This is a genomic window from Rossellomorea aquimaris (genome assembly GCF_003315075.1).
In the GTDB taxonomy this organism is placed as follows: Bacteria; Bacillota; Bacilli; order Bacillales; family Bacillaceae_B; genus Rossellomorea; species Rossellomorea aquimaris_C.
Genome location: NZ_QNRJ01000004.1, coordinates 76490 through 92371, shown reverse-complemented (window position 1 = coordinate 92371; position 15882 = coordinate 76490). Strand labels below are relative to the sequence as shown.

Here is a 15882-nt window from a genome sequence, read left to right as displayed (position 1 = left end):
AGGGGATGGATCCACGTGATAGAACTTTCATCTAACATTGAAGGACAGCATTACCAACTGTATAAGCTTGAACAGATATTAAAGCCGCTTGGATATTCGATTGGTGGCAATTGGGATTATGATCACGGCTATTTCGATTATAAAATTGATGACGAAGTGGGCTATCAATATTTGAGAGTTCCGTTTACGTCTGTTGACGGTCAATTGGATTCAAGGGGGGCCACGGTTGAATTCGGTAAACCGTTCCTTCTCTCTCATAAATACCAGCGTGGCTTGGACGATTACGCATCAACCGGAACCTTCTCAGGCTCGGTCAATCAATTTTCCGAACCACAAGATCCCGATGCAAGCTTCCCGGAAGAATATATTGAAGTTGGGAAAGAACTTGTAAAAGAGCTGGAGAACGTTTTATTCTCTAGTTAGAGATCACAAGCAGTTCATCCGTTTCTTCAACCAAAGTAGTCAAAGGAGGATTCACAGTCGTGTTTTCTCCTTTTTTTATGCCTAAAAGGATGATATTGTTTTTTAGAAGATTTGTACTTAACGAATGAAAGCTCTTATTGATGTATTCTTCTGAAACAGGTATCAGCTTTAAATTGTTTCCTTTTAAATGATTCAATAATTTCAAGATGGTTTTAGACATCCCTTGAGAAATGATACTGTTCATCATCACATAGCTTGTTTGCATATTCGTTTGAATCACTTCATCGGCTCCTGCCCGCTCGGCATTGGCCACTTGATCTTTCTGGAGGATTTCAACGACCGTATATAAATCAGGGTGATTCCCTTTAATAGCAAGAAGAGTCAGGACAGAATTCATGTCTGCCGTCATCTCATCTTTGTTTTGATCAGCGGTAATGATGGCGATCGATGCTTCATGGAGATTTACTTTATTTAAAATGGCATCTCTAAAAGGGGTTCCCCTCACAAAATGGATGTGGTTATTATTGTATGGATTCTTTTGCAGGGTTTCATCGACCAAAATGATATCACATTGGGACTGCAGGGAGGTTAGTTGGTTAATCACTTCCCGTGTCCGCTCATTCCACCCTACGACTACAATATGTTCCTTCCCCTTGAACGTTGCTCTGCCTTCCAAATACGCATTTTGCGTCATGACCGTTTCTGCTGCAAGCATGACAAAATAAGTGGAAAGAAAGCCGGCACCTACTAAGATGAGAATGATGCCAATCAGCCTGCCTTCAAATGATGTAGGAACAAAATCCCCATATCCCACAGTGGAAGTCGTAATAATCGCCCACCAGATCCCATCGAATAAAGAAGGGAAGGTATCGGGCTCTATAAAATGAATGATCGTTCCAAATGAAAGCATCAACGTAATGGCGATTGTAAATATTCGTATAACTAAAGGCCAGCGCAAGAATCCATGAAACATTTGCTGAACCATACTACCAGCTCCTTTTTCATCTGCACTGACCATTATTGCCTATTCAGGTTCGTCTAAAACTCTGAAAGCCATTCTTTCTTCAATAAACTGTACATATATGCATCATATACTTGATCATCCTGAAGGATATATTCCCTTAGTAAGCCTTCTTGTTTGAAACCGAGTTTTTCAACCACTCGTGATGAAGCCTTATTATAAGGAACGATCACTGCCCCAACACGGTTCATTTCTTTATCTGTAAATAGGTAGCTGAGTAACGGGGAGAGTGCTTCACCCATGATTCCCTTACCCCAGTGATCAGGGCTAAGGTCGTATCCGATTTCGCAACGCTTATACGCTTTCGAAATGCCGTGGAATCCGCATGTCCCAATCATGTTATTCGAATGCTTCTCCACGATGGCCCAGCGCATGGGACCGCCTGACTCCAAGTGCTTTTCGTAGTTCTCGACCATACTTACCGCCACTTCTTTCGATTCAATCGGACTCATTCCGAAATAGCGGAGAACGTCCGCGGAAGTATAGAGTTCATAAAGGAAATCGACATCTTCCATCGTAATTTGCCTTAGTACGATCCTCTCTGTTTCAAATACTGGATATTTTCCCAAAATTATCAATCCCCTTTGTACAAGAAAGTATACCATGTCTGGAACAGGGAAGGATGGGGAATTTCATAGTCTCTTTTATTATTGTTCAGGTTTTTCATATGTGCAGCATAATTGAAGAATGATTTCCAAGGACACATATGAACTGAACAAAAAAGCCGCTGTCATTGTTAGACAGCGGCTGATTCTTTATGACTTTATTCCCGCATATTGTGAATCTGGTCGTTCTATCCTTGAAGGAAATGATGCGTCTTTCACGTCAGTCAGAAGTGACGGTCCCAATTCAGAAACCGATGCTTGACCGGAAAGGGCCATCGTCAAATCGAGATCGGCCAGTATATTCCGAATGACATCCTTCACTCCTTGTTCACCAGCCAGGGTCAATCCATACATATAGGGTCTACCTAAGAGAACGGAACTCGCTCCGAGGGCCAATGCTTTCACTACATCCGCACCCCGTCGGATTCCACTGTCAAATAGTACAGGGATCCGTCCATTCACAACCTGACAAATCACAGGCAATGAATCTAAAGCTCCAACGGCCCCGTCAACCTGTCTTCCACCATGATTGGAGACAATGATCCCATCCATCCCGTGATCGATGGCAAGCTTTGCGTCCTCTGGGTGTAGAATTCCTTTAAGAAGAATCGGCAGACTTGTATGATCTCGAAGGAAGTGCAGGTCATCCCACGTCAAACTGGCATTGCCAAACACTTTGGACCAAAGGATGGCAGCTGCCTTATCGTCAACTTCAGGGGGATCTTTCAGCATGGAACGAAAGACAGGGTCGCTCACATAATTCCCAACCCCTTCTCCCGACAGAAAGGGAAGATACGCGTTTTCTAGGTCTGATTCACGCCATGCCATCATCGAAGCATCAAGAGTCACGACGATAGCGGAGTAGCCGGACGCTTCAGCCCTCCGAAGCATACTGGCTGCAATCTCACGGTCGTTGCTCCAATATAGCTGAAACCATCTTGGGGAGTTACCCATGACAGATGCGATTTCCTCCATGGAGTAAGTAGAGGCTGAGCTTGCAATGAACGGAACATTCATGGATGATGCCGCACGTGCAGACGCCAGCTCCCCATCAGGGTGAACGATGGATTGCACTCCGATGGGAGCGAGCATAAGAGGGGAGGAGTAGGTATCTCCCCATAAAGTCACCTTCAGATCACGGTTTTCCACGTTATTCAGCATACGGGGAACAATCTGCCAGCGGTCGAAGGCATTTCTGTTGGCCCGCATCGTATCCTCACCGCCGGCACCTCCCGCTACATAATAAAAAGGACCATCTTCAAGCTTTTCCCGGGCCTTTAGTTCAAGCTCTTCAAACCGGAATGGAATGGAGGGACGGACCTTCCTCTGATAGATTTCATTTTGTACATGGTTTCCATACTGATTCATGGTATTCTTCTCCTTTCTTCTTTGCCGGACAGGTGCAAATAATAAAAAGGAAGCGTATGTAATCGGCGAGCTTTTCCTTATAAGGGAAATGGTACTGATCGTATTCAGAAAAGTCAATTAAATGAACTGAAAAAAGAGGCCGATCATACGACTAACGGGTGCCGTTTCCTGTCGCAAAATCCGAAAACGAAATCGGAAATGCAGCCTAATTTGTATTACTTTTTGTATCTGTTATTGTGATTAAAAATAAAATGGCTCAGTTCACTATATTGAGCCGTTTAACCCCTATTTTTGTTGAAGAACGGCCACTCACGGACCCAGAGATGAGGAATCAGCATGTGTGATAAATAAGCGGAGAAATTTCTCTAAATTAGGAAAAAGAATAAAAAACACCTTCAATAGACGGAAAGATTCCGACTATTGACTCATAAAACGTGTAAATGGGTAATTTTAATTTGCTTAACCGGAAAAATTCCGCCTATATACCCGTACCGAGCTCTATTCTGCAAACTAAACGGAAAAACTCCGGTTATTTTAAATATCACTGGTTACTCAATTGAGGATAAGACTTCAAATTAACATATATAGGGAATTCGAATGTGTTGTGTAAAAAGTACGGCTACTAAAGAGATTGGTTTCATTCGTTTCATAATATTCTCCTTACCATAAAGGTTTTGTAACAACTCGCATATCCAAATTTTCACTGTATTTCAACTACCCTGGGAACTATAACGCTAAACCCAGAGATTGTAAAAAAAACATAAAAAAGGCGTCCTCATTGAAAATAAGGACGCCTTCTTTATGTATGGAGCATAGCGGGATCGAACCGCTGACCTTTTGGCTGCCAGCGAACGATGAGTTATTAAATACGTTAAAATAAGTCAATTTAGGTCGTTTTAATGTAAAAGAATTTTCACAAAAGCCCCATTAAATAATTAAATGTGTGCTTTTGTGAACTTTTTTGGTAACGTGCGTGGTCAATTTACTGCTAGGTGTTTTTTTAGATTAAACTTTATCAAATTTATCCATAAGGCGGCAAATTTTGCAATATTGACTATGTGCATTTGGCACAAGTATGCTTCAATCTAATTATTTATTGAATCTAAAAATACAGGTATGAATTAGTCTAATTCTGAGTTGATTTTTTAAAATAGTCTTAAACTCTCACTTCACTTAACTATTATTTGTGAATTGATTGTGTTTACCTTGCTTTGTTATCTCCGGTGAGCATTAAAATTTATACCCACAAAATATGCACTATCCATGCAAACGTAAAATAACTTTCTACGAGCGATAAAAAAATTATTTATCCGTTTACTGGCAAGATAAATGGATATAGTAATTATGTAACAAATAACTCAAATCCCAAGGAGGAATGTAAAATGTCACATGAAAGGTACCAATCTGCTATCAAAGCGCTGCATGAATGTATGGAAGCTTGTAATCATTGCTACGATGCTTGTTTAAAGGAAGAAGATATCAACATGATGAAAGAGTGCATTCGGTTAGATCGAGAATGCGCGGATATGTGTGCATACTTAGAACAATCCCTGGTAAGAGGGACACCATTCGCATCTGAACTGGCTCAAGTGTGTGCGAAGATTTGTGAAACGTGTGGAGAAGAATGTAAGAAACATGAGCATGATCATTGTCAAAAATGTGCAGATGCCTGCTTTAATTGTGCAGAAGAGTGTAAAAAAATCGCTTAAACATAAACAGGGGAGACAGTTCGAATGTCTCTCCTGTTTTATGTTCAGCAATTATATAAAATATGAAATCAAAATGAGAAACGATATTTTGACTATTAAAGTGAATGCTTATCCTTAATACATATGCATTTATTGTTTTGCATAAATTATTCATATTTTCAGGGAAAGATATAGGTATGGGAGAAAATAATGATAGGAGTGGTGAAAACTGACGACAAACATTGAAGGAAAAGAGGTTCAAGAAGCAGATACTAACAGAAAAAAGATAAAGCTGATCCTTCTACTCGCTCTACCCGCAGTTGTGGAGAATTTTTTTCAGACTATCTTAGGTTTTGTTGATACGTACTTTGTTTCAAAATTGGGCCTAATACAAGTATCGGCTGTAGGGGTAACAAATGCTATACTCGCTATATATTTCGCTCTATTCATGGCCCTTGGGGTCGCGGCTAATGTATATATTGCTAACTTTATAGGTGCCAATAAAATAGAGAAGGCACGGCACATTGCACAACAATCAATTATTGTAACGATTGTTGTGGGTATAATCACTGGAATTATTACTATATTTTTTGCAGAGCCGTTGCTTAAATTAATGGGGATTGAGAGCAATGTACTGGATGCAGGGGTGACATATTTTAGGATTGTTGCCATTCCATCTGTATTTATGGCCTTGATGTTCGTTTTGAGCGCTATTCTCAGGGGGGCAGGTGACACAAAGTCCCCGATGAAGACGAGTATTATCATCAACATTGTGAATGCGTTACTGGATTACGTTTTTATCTTTGGTTTTTGGGTCATACCTGAAATGGGAATAGTCGGTGCAGCAACTGCTACAGTCGTAGCACGCGCACTGGGAACTTTTATACTATTTCGCTATACTCAAAAAAATACTTCATTAACTTTTAAAAAAGAATATTGGAAAGTAGATCCTGTTCATTTAAAAGAGCTGTTTATCCTAGGGACTCCCGCAGCAGGAGAACGATTGATTATGAGAGCAGGTCAAATTGTTTATTTTGGATTTGTTGTGGCTCTTGGAACCAATGTTTTCGCAGCTCATCAGATTGCTGGTAACATTGAAGTGTTCTCTTACATGATCGGGTTTGGATTTGCCACAGCAGCAACGATTCTGGTAGGTCAGCAGGTTGGAGCCGGTAAGTTTGATGAAGCGAAAACATATGCTAAACTGTGTGTATTTTTAGCAGTTGGAAGTATGGCTGTCTTTGGACTCATATTATTTAGCTTAGGCGGATGGGCAGGAAGTTTATTTACAGAAGACAAAGTAGTGATCGGAAACATTGGAACAGCATTGAAAGTCTCAGGAGTATTTCAGCCATTTTTGGCAGTTGTCCTTGTTTTAACAGGTGCCTTTCAAGGAGCGAATAATACAAAATTTCCGATGTATTTAACAGGAATCGGTATGTGGGCTATCCGAACGTTACTTGTTTATGTATTGGGCATTCAGCTTGAATGGGGGCTGCTAGGTGTCTGGATGGCGATTGGTTTGGATATTGCCTTTAGAGCCGTCGTACTAACCCTACAATTTCATCGTGACAAGTGGATTGTGGTGAAAGTGGAGCCGGAAGAAGACCCAGAATCTCATTGCCACCCTCAAACATCGAAGGAGAATATGTCAGCGTGTGTGAATAACTACTAAAAAAAGATGGAGCGATTCTTGGCTCCATCTTTTTTTATTTCATGATTTAGTGGTGTCCCCCGTCACTTTCTGCAACGATTTCAAGCTTGTTATCGATTATCCCCTGGGTCTCATAAGAGATGGTTTCAATACTCCCCATTAAATAGGAATGATTATATGGACCTTCTTGGGGGCTATCTTGAAAAGTAGGTTTAATCTTTGCAAGGAAATGATAAACAGAGTCCTCCAGTTTACCTTGGTCCAGCCAAATTAGCGGACAATGCTTTCCCAGGTGGGAAAATGGAGCTGTAGTAATAGCCAATTCAGGCTGGGAGGTTGAGATGAAGGAAAGCCCCCTCCCTGGCTTGTCGATACCCCATCCAAAACCACTATCCTGGTCTTTAAACATTGTGAATTCAATTGAGACATCGACGGGATTATCTCCTGGAATTCTAGTAACGCTACCATACATGCTCAGTTCTTCTTCTACTTGTTTAGAAATTATTTTTTCAGGTCCTACAATATAAATATTTGGATTCTTTCTTTTCTTCAGGGCTTTAATTGTTTCTAATGGAACGCCATTCGTTTCTACATATAAAATGGGCTCAGGCATATGAGCAATCCAATAACCAGCTACTAGAGAAAAAAGCTTTGCATGATCCTCGGAGGATACAACGAGGATGTTTTCAGGATACTCATCTGTCAATCTTGCATATTCCTCATCGACTTTAAAAGCAAACTGAGCAGCCGTCTCTGCTGTTAACGATTTAACCTTATAAGAAGCCAATTGTTCATTCACATGATCAGTAATGTCTCCCATAACCATTATTTGAATCCCTTCAGAATTTCCTTTAGGTTGTAGTCTGTCGATTTCATTAAGCACTTCTTCCGACACACCTTCCGAGTCAAAATGAAAAACAGGTCCGTTATTTGGGTGATGAATAAAATTTACCGAGGCCAAGCCAATACTCCACGATTTATTCGGGAAAAGAATAACCGTGCCAGGTCTCGTTTCATCATGTGTGGCCGGCCAAATCATTTGGGAAGTATAGATTGAAGCCTCCAGCGTATTATCTGTATTTAGTCTCGAGACATTTTTCGTATCATACGTCTTAAGGTTAACCCCTGCGCGATCATTATAAGAATTAGGTTTACTGGCAAACTGTTCTAATTGTTTATGTGTTTTCATCGAATCCTCCTAAAAATATTAGATGTATAATTAGATATTTTCCCAGAAGATTTGCAGATTGTTTGCACATGAAAGGATTCAATATTTATTCGATGATTTTTTGGGTGTGAATTATTTTTTATTGATTAATCTAAAGTATTAATATTGATTACGAAAGAAGCTTTAAGAGTGGGGAGGTGGTTAAATTACATATCACATTCTAAAAAAAAGAACCCTTTAATTAAGTTACGATCAGCAAACCGGTCATACCTCTTTCTTTATGACCAGGGACGGTACAGAAAAATTCATAAACTCCTTTTTCGGTAGGAAGAAATTCTAGTTGATTTGAACTGTTGGCTTGAGCATGAAGATGGAATGATTCATTGGATATTGATGAGTGGTGGGCATGCCCGCCATTTGAATTAGGCGCATTAGCAGTAATTCCTTTAATTTCAATATCGTGTTCAACTTGATCATCATTTTGTAACACAATTCTGGCAGGTGTGTCTTTTACAACAGTTATGGTGGATGACAGATAACGCATTTCGGATGCAATGATGTTGATTGTGTGTATATCCTGAGTCTGGTTTGAACCGTTATGATCAGGGTGAGATTGATGCTCCGTCTGCTCTTTAGTTGATTCTGAATGTGGCGAAGCAGTAGATTTAAAAAGTAGTTCACCTGAAAAGAAAAATGCAAAGATGGTGATGAAGACGGCTAAAGGCTTAAATAGCCATTTCTTTGTAATTAGGTCTTGTTCAGGTTTGGTTCGCGGAAAAATGAAAAATAGAAATATAGAGCATAATGAAAGTCCTGACAAAATTTTTAAAATCATAATAGATTCTTTAAAAGAAATCATTTCTCCTAACATTGCGCCCATCATACCACCCATCAATCCTGCCATTAATCCTTCAATGGAAGATAGAGGACTATGGATGATTCCTATCAACAGTCCGGCAATACCTCCTATTCCTATAGATAACAAAGTGGAATAGAATAAATCCCCTTGATATTGTGAGCCGAACATTACTCCAAGCGTCAATCCAAAACTCATCCCTGTGTACATGGAAATCATCATGTATGACATGGAATGTAACTGTTCTTTTAATATTTTCCCTATAATCATACAAGCCAAAACTAAGAGAAAAAGAGTGATAGAAATAAATAATTGATATGGTTGAATCGTTATCTCCTCCTTTGTTTGCTTACATGATATGAGAAGAAAAGACAGGCCATTCCAAAATTATTGAAATCATTTAATCTATAAAAAATAAACTCCTTAAAACTCAATACTTATCAATTTCATAAACAAATATTATCTGATTATCGATTGTTCATATATTGCTTTTTAAACTAAGAAGCAAGAAAAAAAGAAATCATGAAATAGTGATAAAGGTGATTCTGGAACAAGCAGGAACGATTATTATTACTAATAGAGCAGTTTTAGGTAAAGGAAGGTTAATACACATATTTCGACTAATTCCGGCAATTCGTACCAATATTCACCTATCTTAAGAGGACAATTTTAATTGTGAAATAATCGCTGGGTTACTCAGAGGTATTGGTTAAAATGATACCTTAAACATAAAGAAGAGACAGAAGATAGACAAACAATTTAAAGATTTAAGAGTGCATATATGGTTTAATGAATTTTATCGAGATGAAGTATAAAAACGAAAACTCCACTCGTAAGTTGTCTCGTCAATACCTACGTTAGAGCAGTTTTCGTTTTCTTTTTATCTAAAATGCAGATTTATATAATTTTTGGTAGCCAACATTGTTTTATGGTAAGGCATTTTTTTGTGTAAGTCCAGAATTCCACTTTTCCAGAGCCTAAGAGTATATAAATTAATCAGTAAGGTTTTATCATTCCGGCTGGTTATTAGCTTCAGGGTCTGGAGTGAAACTTGGTGTAAAACCATTGTATTTTACCATATTCACCATTCCGGCACTTGCATGATGAAGATCGTGACAATGGAATAGCCAGTTTCCGGGGTTATCTGCCTTAAATGCCACTACGTATTCATCTCCGGGCTTTAAATTTATTGTATCTTTCCAAATGGGTGAACCTTCTATTGGTTTACCGTTTTTACTCAATACTTGAAAAAAGTGTCCGTGTAGATGCATGGGGTGGTCATCACTTTTCGAATTGTTCGTCAATGTAACTTTTACAAGGTCGTTTTCATTTACCTTGATATTTTCTGTATTAGGGAATGTATTATCATTGATTGTATAGGCCATTCCTTCGTGGTTCATTGTGGTATTCAAATCCATTGTATATTCGACATCATATTGTTGATCAAGGCTGAACTTAGTCTCCTCAGGTTCCCCGTACGATGTAAAGTTAAATTCCGGCAATTTTTGAGCTTGATTTGACTTATCTACGCTGGTCTCGGCACCTTCATATTTTATTAAAGTCTTCATTCCTTTTGTGCCTTCCATTTCACCATGACATTCGAGGAACCACTCACCAGGATTGTCTGCAGTAAATTCGATATCATAGCGTTCACCTGGAGCGATGGAGACAACTTCGTCTTTAAGTTTCTGTGGATTCGTTATTTCCTGACCGTCAATTGCGACCACTTTATAATCATGTCCATGTAAATGTATCTTGTGGGACATAAAGCCAACGTTCACAAGGCGAAGTCGAACCTTTTCTCCTTCCTTGACTTTGAGTGGTTCTATTGCTTCCCCACTTTTACCGTTTATGGAGAATACATCGTACTCACTCATATCATGACCCATAGAATTTCCCTCATCGTTCTCCATTTTTTCAGAGTTTTCGTTCTGACCCCCTTCTGAATTCATTTTTTCATGGTCCATGCCTCCCATCTCATCCATACCCGAGTTCTTTTCTTCGCTTATCCATTCATCGAGCATTAGCGTATAATCTCTGTCATAGCTGACTTCCTTTGGCTCGACAATTAAAGATCCATAGAGCCCTTTATCCATTTGTTCGACTGCATTTTGATGGGTATGGTACATATAGGTACCTGCATCTTCAGGAGTGAATTCATACTGGAAAGTTTCTCCGGGTTGAACGGCATTCTGAGTAACCCCTGGGATCCCATCCATGTCATTAGGAACAGTAATGCCATGCCAGTGAATAGTAACTGGGACATCTAATTCATTCTTTAAATTAATTTTTACTTTTTCCCCTTGTTTGACTCGAAGTTGTGAACCTGGAACTGATCCGTTAAAGGTTAATGCGTTAACGCTGGTTGTAGGAGTTAGTTGATGGATTCCTTCTTTTGCAGTGATTGTAAATTCGTTACCTGTCAATGTTTCTGTATCGACTGTCTTTACTCCATCTGATTGACCGTCAGAATTAGTTGAACTTTGTTTGGTGTTATCGTTGGATTCACTATGCTCCATGCCGCCCATTTCGTCTTCTTGTGAAGAGCATGCAGTTAACATAATTGTTAAAAACAGGAAAAAACTAAATAAAATTAACTTTTTCATCTTGTTACCTCCATAAAAGTTATAACTTAAGATTAAGTGAAATAAATGCAAAACTTAAGGAAATAGATTTATGTAATAAAAAGTTCACAATTAAATAAAAAAGTGTTTTAATTCATAATTTCTCCTTATTTATCAGATAAACTATCCTATTAAAAGGAGGTATGTTTTACAGTGGAGGACATAAACACGATAGACCGTATAGCAATAGAAGTTGGACCCTTTACTGTTTACTGGTATGGAGTAATAATAGGGTTAGGTATACTGATAGGGTTCTTGCTGGCTACTAAAGAGTCCAGAAAGACAGGTCTGGACCATAACGTATTTCCGGATCTTTTGATTTGGGCAATTCCTATTTCCATTCTTTTTGCAAGAATCTATTATGTTAGTTTTGAATGGGAATACTATAAAGAAAACCCGTTGAATATCATTGCTGTCTGGGAAGGCGGAATAGCCATTCATGGTGCGTTGATTGGGGCGGTATTAACCACAATTATTTACTGTTATAAAAAAGGCATATCTTTTTGGAAAGTCGCCGATATTGCTGCACCGAGTTTGATCTTGGCTCAATCTATTGGACGATGGGGTAATTTCATCAATCAGGAGGCTCATGGAACTCAAGTGAGCAGAGAGTTTCTAGAATCAATGTTCCTGCCTGACTTTATAGTCGATCAGATGTTCATCGAGGGTAATTATTATCATCCGACATTTCTTTATGAATCAATGTGGAATTTATTGGGATTTATTGTTTTGATCACTATTAGAAAAAAGTTCACAAAATTAAAGCAGGGAGATGTGTTCCTCACTTACCTGATTTGGTATTCCACGGGCAGATTTTTTGTTGAAGGAATGAGGACAGACAGTCTAATGCTTACAGACAGTATTCGAGTAGCTCAATTGGTTTCGTTGCTCATTATTTACATAGCTATATTTCTGATGTATTACCGTAGAAAGAAGTATAGACTTGAACCTTATCTTCACAACTATCGGAGGCACTAATGACTTGCGACGCTCAACGGCTGTGCAGCATTGAAATTATGTGATGCATGTGCATCTAAATTTGTATGCTGAAGTATGCCCTCAGTAACAGGTGCATCCCAATGACAGTATAATTACAATTATTGAACTTATTATGAAGCATAACAGCCATGCAATTTGACTGTTATGCTTTTTTGTTAATAGTAAAGGTATTGATTTTCATGAATTCTGCATATTTTTAGGGCATTACTAATTGAAAGATTGTTTATGAAGGAGGAATATTTGGATGAATCAACAAAATTCACATGATCATCATCGGCACCGAGAGTCTCACGGAGAACCAGGGATGAAAAATGAACATGTACACGGGGAGCAGGAAGATCATGCTTCTCATCATGCCCATATGGTTGATGACTTTAAACGAAGGTTCTATATTTCGCTCATCATCACTATTCCGATACTGATTTTCTCACCTATGATTCAGGAATTCTTAGGGATAGATTTAAGATTTACTGGCGATATGTATATTTTATTCGGCCTTGCTACGTTTATATTCTTTTATGGTGGATGGCCATTTCTTGAAGGGTCCTGGAAAGAGTTAAAGCGAAAAGAACCTGGAATGATGACACTGATTGCTTTGGCCATAACCGTAGCCTATGTCTATAGTTCGCTTACGGTATTTGGTCTTTCTGGAAAAAACTTCTTCTGGGAGTTGGCAACGTTGATTGACATCATGCTCCTTGGCCACTGGATTGAAATGAAATCGGTCATGGGTGCTTCACGTGCATTGGAGGAGTTAGTGAAGTTAATGCCGTCAGAAGCTCACCTCGTCGATGAAGAAGGAAATGTAAAAGATGTTCCGACTTCAGAATTGAAACAGGGGGACAAGGTTTTGATTAAGCCGGGGGAAAAAGTACCGGTCGATGGAACGATCATTAAAGGAGAATCCTCACTTGATGAGTCAATGTTAACAGGGGAATCAGTGCCTGTTGAAAAATTCAAGGAAGATCAAGTCATTGGCGGTTCAATCAATGGTGAAGGCTCCTTGACAGTTTCAGTGGAGAAAACAGGGGAAGACAGTTATCTCTCACAGGTCGTGACGATGGTGAAAGAAGCACAGGAATCAAAGTCACGAACACAAGACTTATCAAACCGTGCAGCTAAATGGTTGTTTTATATAGCTCTTTTAGCGGGCATCATTACAATGGCAGTGTGGCTGTTAATAGGGGAAAGTTTTGTTTACGCATTGGAAAGAATGGTAACAGTCATGGTTATTGCCTGTCCGCACGCATTGGGGCTGGCTGCTCCACTCGTAGTCGCAAGGTCGACGGCTATTGCTGCGAAGAGGGGGCTGTTAATTCGAGATCGTGCTAGCTTTGAAGGGGCAAGAATCCTTGATGCAATTGTATTCGACAAAACTGGAACGTTGACAGAAGGTAAGTTTGGTATCACTGATATACAATTGGTTGAAAGTTCGGAAGAAGAAGTTATAAGGCTCGCTGCCTCATTGGAAGCCCAGTCAGAGCACCCAATTGCAAGAGGGATTTTCGAGGAAGCTGAAAAACGTTCAATTAAGTTATCTGAACCGGAAAACTTCCAATCCATTACAGGTAAGGGCCTTAAAGGGACCATTAATGGCAAGAGCGTAAGAGTGGTCAGTCCTGGTTATATGGCTGAAGAGAAGATTTCCTATGATAAAGATATTTATGAAAAACTATCCGGTGAAGGAAAAACTGTAGTGTTTGTACTTGTTGAAGGAGAATTATCTGCCATGATTGCTCTGGCGGATAAGGTGAGGGAAAGCTCGAAGGAAGCCATGAAACGGTTAAAAGAACTTAACATCCGTGCAATGATGCTGACAGGAGACAACAAGCAGGTGGCAAACTGGGTGGCGAATAGTTTAGATCTTGATGAGGTTTATGCAGAAGTGTTGCCTCACCAAAAAGCTGATAAGATCAAGGAGGTGAAAAAAGAAGGTCTGAGAGTAGCAATGACAGGTGACGGTGTAAATGATGCACCGGCTCTTGCAAACGCCGACCTTGGTATAGCGGTGGGAGCAGGTACTGATGTGGCAATGGAAACAGCGGATGTTATTTTGGTAAAGAGTAATCCGAATGATGTTGTGTCCATTATTTCATTATCGAAAGCAACGTATCGGAAGATGATTCAAAACTTATGGTGGGCTGCCGGCTATAACATTGTAGCCATTCCGCTGGCAGCTGGAGTACTGTACAATGCAGGAATTGTACTGAGTCCGGCAATCGGAGCGGTACTAATGTCACTCAGTACCGTGATAGTAGCTATTAATGCACGTTTATTGAAAGTTTAAGGTTTTTTTGAGTAACGCGCAGGTGACTTACTTGAGGAACACTCTAAGAAATTTAACAGCATAGATCACAAGATAGGAAAAGAGCATCTCTTTCGATGCTCTTTTCCTATATATGCATTTGAAAATACATATATCATATACTTTTTCATGAGAATTTCTTATTAATTGTTGGTTTACAAACTCCAATACGTGAGCGTATCAAAAACCCCAAGGATAACTAAGGCTGCCCCAGAAAACTTCTGAACCAAGGAACCTACCCTTCTGCTTTTCTTAATCAACGTTCCATCAAGTTCCAAAAAGCTAATCATGAATAGAATAATTAAAAGTGGAATAGATGTAGCGATTCCAAACAATGAAGGTAGTATAAAGCCTGAAGGAGAAGAAATGGCAACTGGCATTAGGGTTACAAAGAATAAAATAAACATAGTTGGACAAAAAGCAACTGAAAAACTGATTCCCATCCAGAGCGATCCCCATTTCCCCTCTTTAAATGAAATTGGAATCCAACTTGATAGTTTATTAATGAAACGCAACTTGAAGAAGCCTAATAAAAATAAACCAATAAAAATAATCATGGGACCTATAACCTTCCGGAATGCAGAGAAAAAAATAGTGCTATTGGATCTGAAATCATTTCCAATCCACCAAAATAATAGACCAAGCAAAGAGAATGCAATGACTTTTCCTGCTATGAAAAAAAGTACTTCTGTCCACTTCATTTTAGACTGGATACTGCTGGTTCCATAAATAGTAATAGCGCTGATATTCGTAGTGAGCTGACAGGGCGCGAGTGAACCGATTAATCCTAAGATTAATGCAACTAAAATAGGAAAATCCATTAAACTATCCACCATATTGTAAAACGGGAGACTTAATGTATTACTGATTCTAGTTAGTATTTCATACATACTTACACAACCTTATTCATTATTATCACTCAGGTCTTCCACTGTCCATAATTTCAGTCCAGTTCTTGCCGCCGTCAGACGTACGGTAGATATCATTTTTGTATGTCACTATCGTCATTTCTGACTGATTCTTTGGATTTTGTGCTATGAACATGATAGGATTTTCGTTATTCATTGAAGGTAACGTTAATTCTACTTCTTCAATTTTTGTGCTTTAGAGGAACATCCGGTTATTAGTAATCCAGATCCAATTAATATACCCATTGCTTTATTAAGTTTCA

12 protein-coding genes are annotated in these 15882 nt (G+C 39.1%); 5 read left to right on the top strand and 7 right to left on the bottom strand.

Annotated elements, in window-relative coordinates; genetic code table 11:
* The first annotated feature begins 15 nt into the window (after positions 1-15).
* Positions 16-423, top strand: coding sequence for a YugN-like family protein (locus DET59_RS06855; protein ID WP_113968889.1), 408 nt, complete (start codon positions 16-18; stop codon positions 421-423).
* On the opposite strand, the gene DET59_RS06850 is transcribed toward DET59_RS06855, so the two are convergent.
* The 3 genes from DET59_RS06850 to DET59_RS06840 form a co-directional block, all read right to left on the bottom strand.
* A complete protein-coding gene (locus DET59_RS06850; protein WP_113968887.1) occupies positions 416-1408 on the bottom strand; it encodes a potassium channel family protein in 993 nt (330 codons plus the stop codon). The genes DET59_RS06855 and DET59_RS06850 overlap by 8 nt on opposite strands.
* Positions 1409-1461: 53 nt before the next feature.
* A complete protein-coding gene (locus DET59_RS06845; protein ID WP_181778082.1) occupies positions 1462-2013 on the bottom strand; it encodes a GNAT family N-acetyltransferase in 552 nt (183 codons plus the stop codon).
* 186 nt (positions 2014-2199) lie between these two features.
* Entirely contained in the window at positions 2200-3417 is a 1218-nt protein-coding gene (locus DET59_RS06840) for a lactate 2-monooxygenase (protein ID WP_113968884.1), read from the bottom strand.
* A 1382-nt stretch (positions 3418-4799) separates the two neighbouring features.
* Here DET59_RS06840 and DET59_RS06835 point away from each other — a divergent pair.
* Both DET59_RS06835 and DET59_RS06830 read left to right on the top strand, forming a co-directional pair.
* Complete coding sequence (locus DET59_RS06835; protein WP_113968883.1) at positions 4800-5126, top strand: four-helix bundle copper-binding protein; 327 nt, start codon at positions 4800-4802, stop codon at positions 5124-5126.
* 208 nt (positions 5127-5334) lie between these two features.
* On the top strand, positions 5335-6780 hold the full coding sequence (locus DET59_RS06830) for an MATE family efflux transporter (protein ID WP_397540925.1): 1446 nt from the start codon (positions 5335-5337) through the stop codon (positions 6778-6780).
* 46 nt (positions 6781-6826) lie between these two features.
* Here the strand turns inward: DET59_RS06830 and DET59_RS06825 are convergent, their stop codons facing one another.
* From DET59_RS06825 to DET59_RS06815, 3 genes are all read right to left on the bottom strand, one after another.
* Positions 6827-7948: a cell wall-binding repeat-containing protein gene (locus DET59_RS06825; RefSeq protein ID WP_113968880.1), complete on the bottom strand. Its 1122-nt coding sequence runs from the start codon at positions 7946-7948 to the stop codon at positions 6827-6829.
* Positions 7949-8168: 220 nt separating this feature from the next.
* The gene (locus DET59_RS06820; protein WP_181778081.1) at positions 8169-8969 is read right to left on the bottom strand and encodes a cupredoxin domain-containing protein; all 801 of its coding nucleotides are present in this window, start codon (positions 8967-8969) and stop codon (positions 8169-8171) included.
* A gap of 824 nt (positions 8970-9793) precedes the next feature.
* On the bottom strand, positions 9794-11389 hold the full coding sequence (locus DET59_RS06815) for a multicopper oxidase family protein (protein ID WP_113968877.1): 1596 nt from the start codon (positions 11387-11389) through the stop codon (positions 9794-9796).
* A gap of 171 nt (positions 11390-11560) precedes the next feature.
* Here DET59_RS06815 and lgt point away from each other — a divergent pair, with 171 nt between their 5' ends.
* On the top strand, positions 11561-12385 hold the full coding sequence (gene lgt / locus DET59_RS06810) for a prolipoprotein diacylglyceryl transferase (RefSeq protein ID WP_113968875.1): 825 nt from the start codon (positions 11561-11563) through the stop codon (positions 12383-12385).
* Between the two features lie 265 nt (positions 12386-12650).
* Positions 12651-14693 (top strand): heavy metal translocating P-type ATPase, encoded by a 2043-nt coding sequence (locus DET59_RS06805; RefSeq protein WP_113968874.1) that lies wholly within the window; start codon positions 12651-12653, stop codon positions 14691-14693.
* A 173-nt stretch (positions 14694-14866) separates the two neighbouring features.
* On the opposite strand, the gene DET59_RS06800 is transcribed toward DET59_RS06805, so the two are convergent.
* Positions 14867-15532 (bottom strand): urease accessory protein UreH domain-containing protein, encoded by a 666-nt coding sequence (locus tag DET59_RS06800; RefSeq protein ID WP_309472443.1) that lies wholly within the window; start codon positions 15530-15532, stop codon positions 14867-14869.
* Positions 15533-15882 lie beyond the last annotated feature (350 nt).

What these genes read in the sequence shown, in the direction of transcription:
- DET59_RS06850 (WP_113968887.1), bottom strand. Translation starts at nt 1,408, where the DNA reads ATGGTTCAGCAAATGTTTCATGGATTCTTGCGCTGGCCTTTAGTTATA.
- DET59_RS06840 (WP_113968884.1), bottom strand. Translation starts at nt 3,417, where the DNA reads ATGAATCAGTATGGAAACCATGTACAAAATGAAATCTATCAGAGGAAG.
- DET59_RS06835 (WP_113968883.1), top strand. Translation starts at nt 4,800, where the DNA reads ATGTCACATGAAAGGTACCAATCTGCTATCAAAGCGCTGCATGAATGT.
- DET59_RS06825 (WP_113968880.1), bottom strand. Translation starts at nt 7,948, where the DNA reads ATGAAAACACATAAACAATTAGAACAGTTTGCCAGTAAACCTAATTCT.
- DET59_RS06815 (WP_113968877.1), bottom strand. Translation starts at nt 11,389, where the DNA reads ATGAAAAAGTTAATTTTATTTAGTTTTTTCCTGTTTTTAACAATTATG.
- DET59_RS06805 (WP_113968874.1), top strand. Translation starts at nt 12,651, where the DNA reads ATGAATCAACAAAATTCACATGATCATCATCGGCACCGAGAGTCTCAC.
- DET59_RS06800 (WP_309472443.1), bottom strand. Translation starts at nt 15,532, where the DNA reads ATGGATTTTCCTATTTTAGTTGCATTAATCTTAGGATTAATCGGTTCA.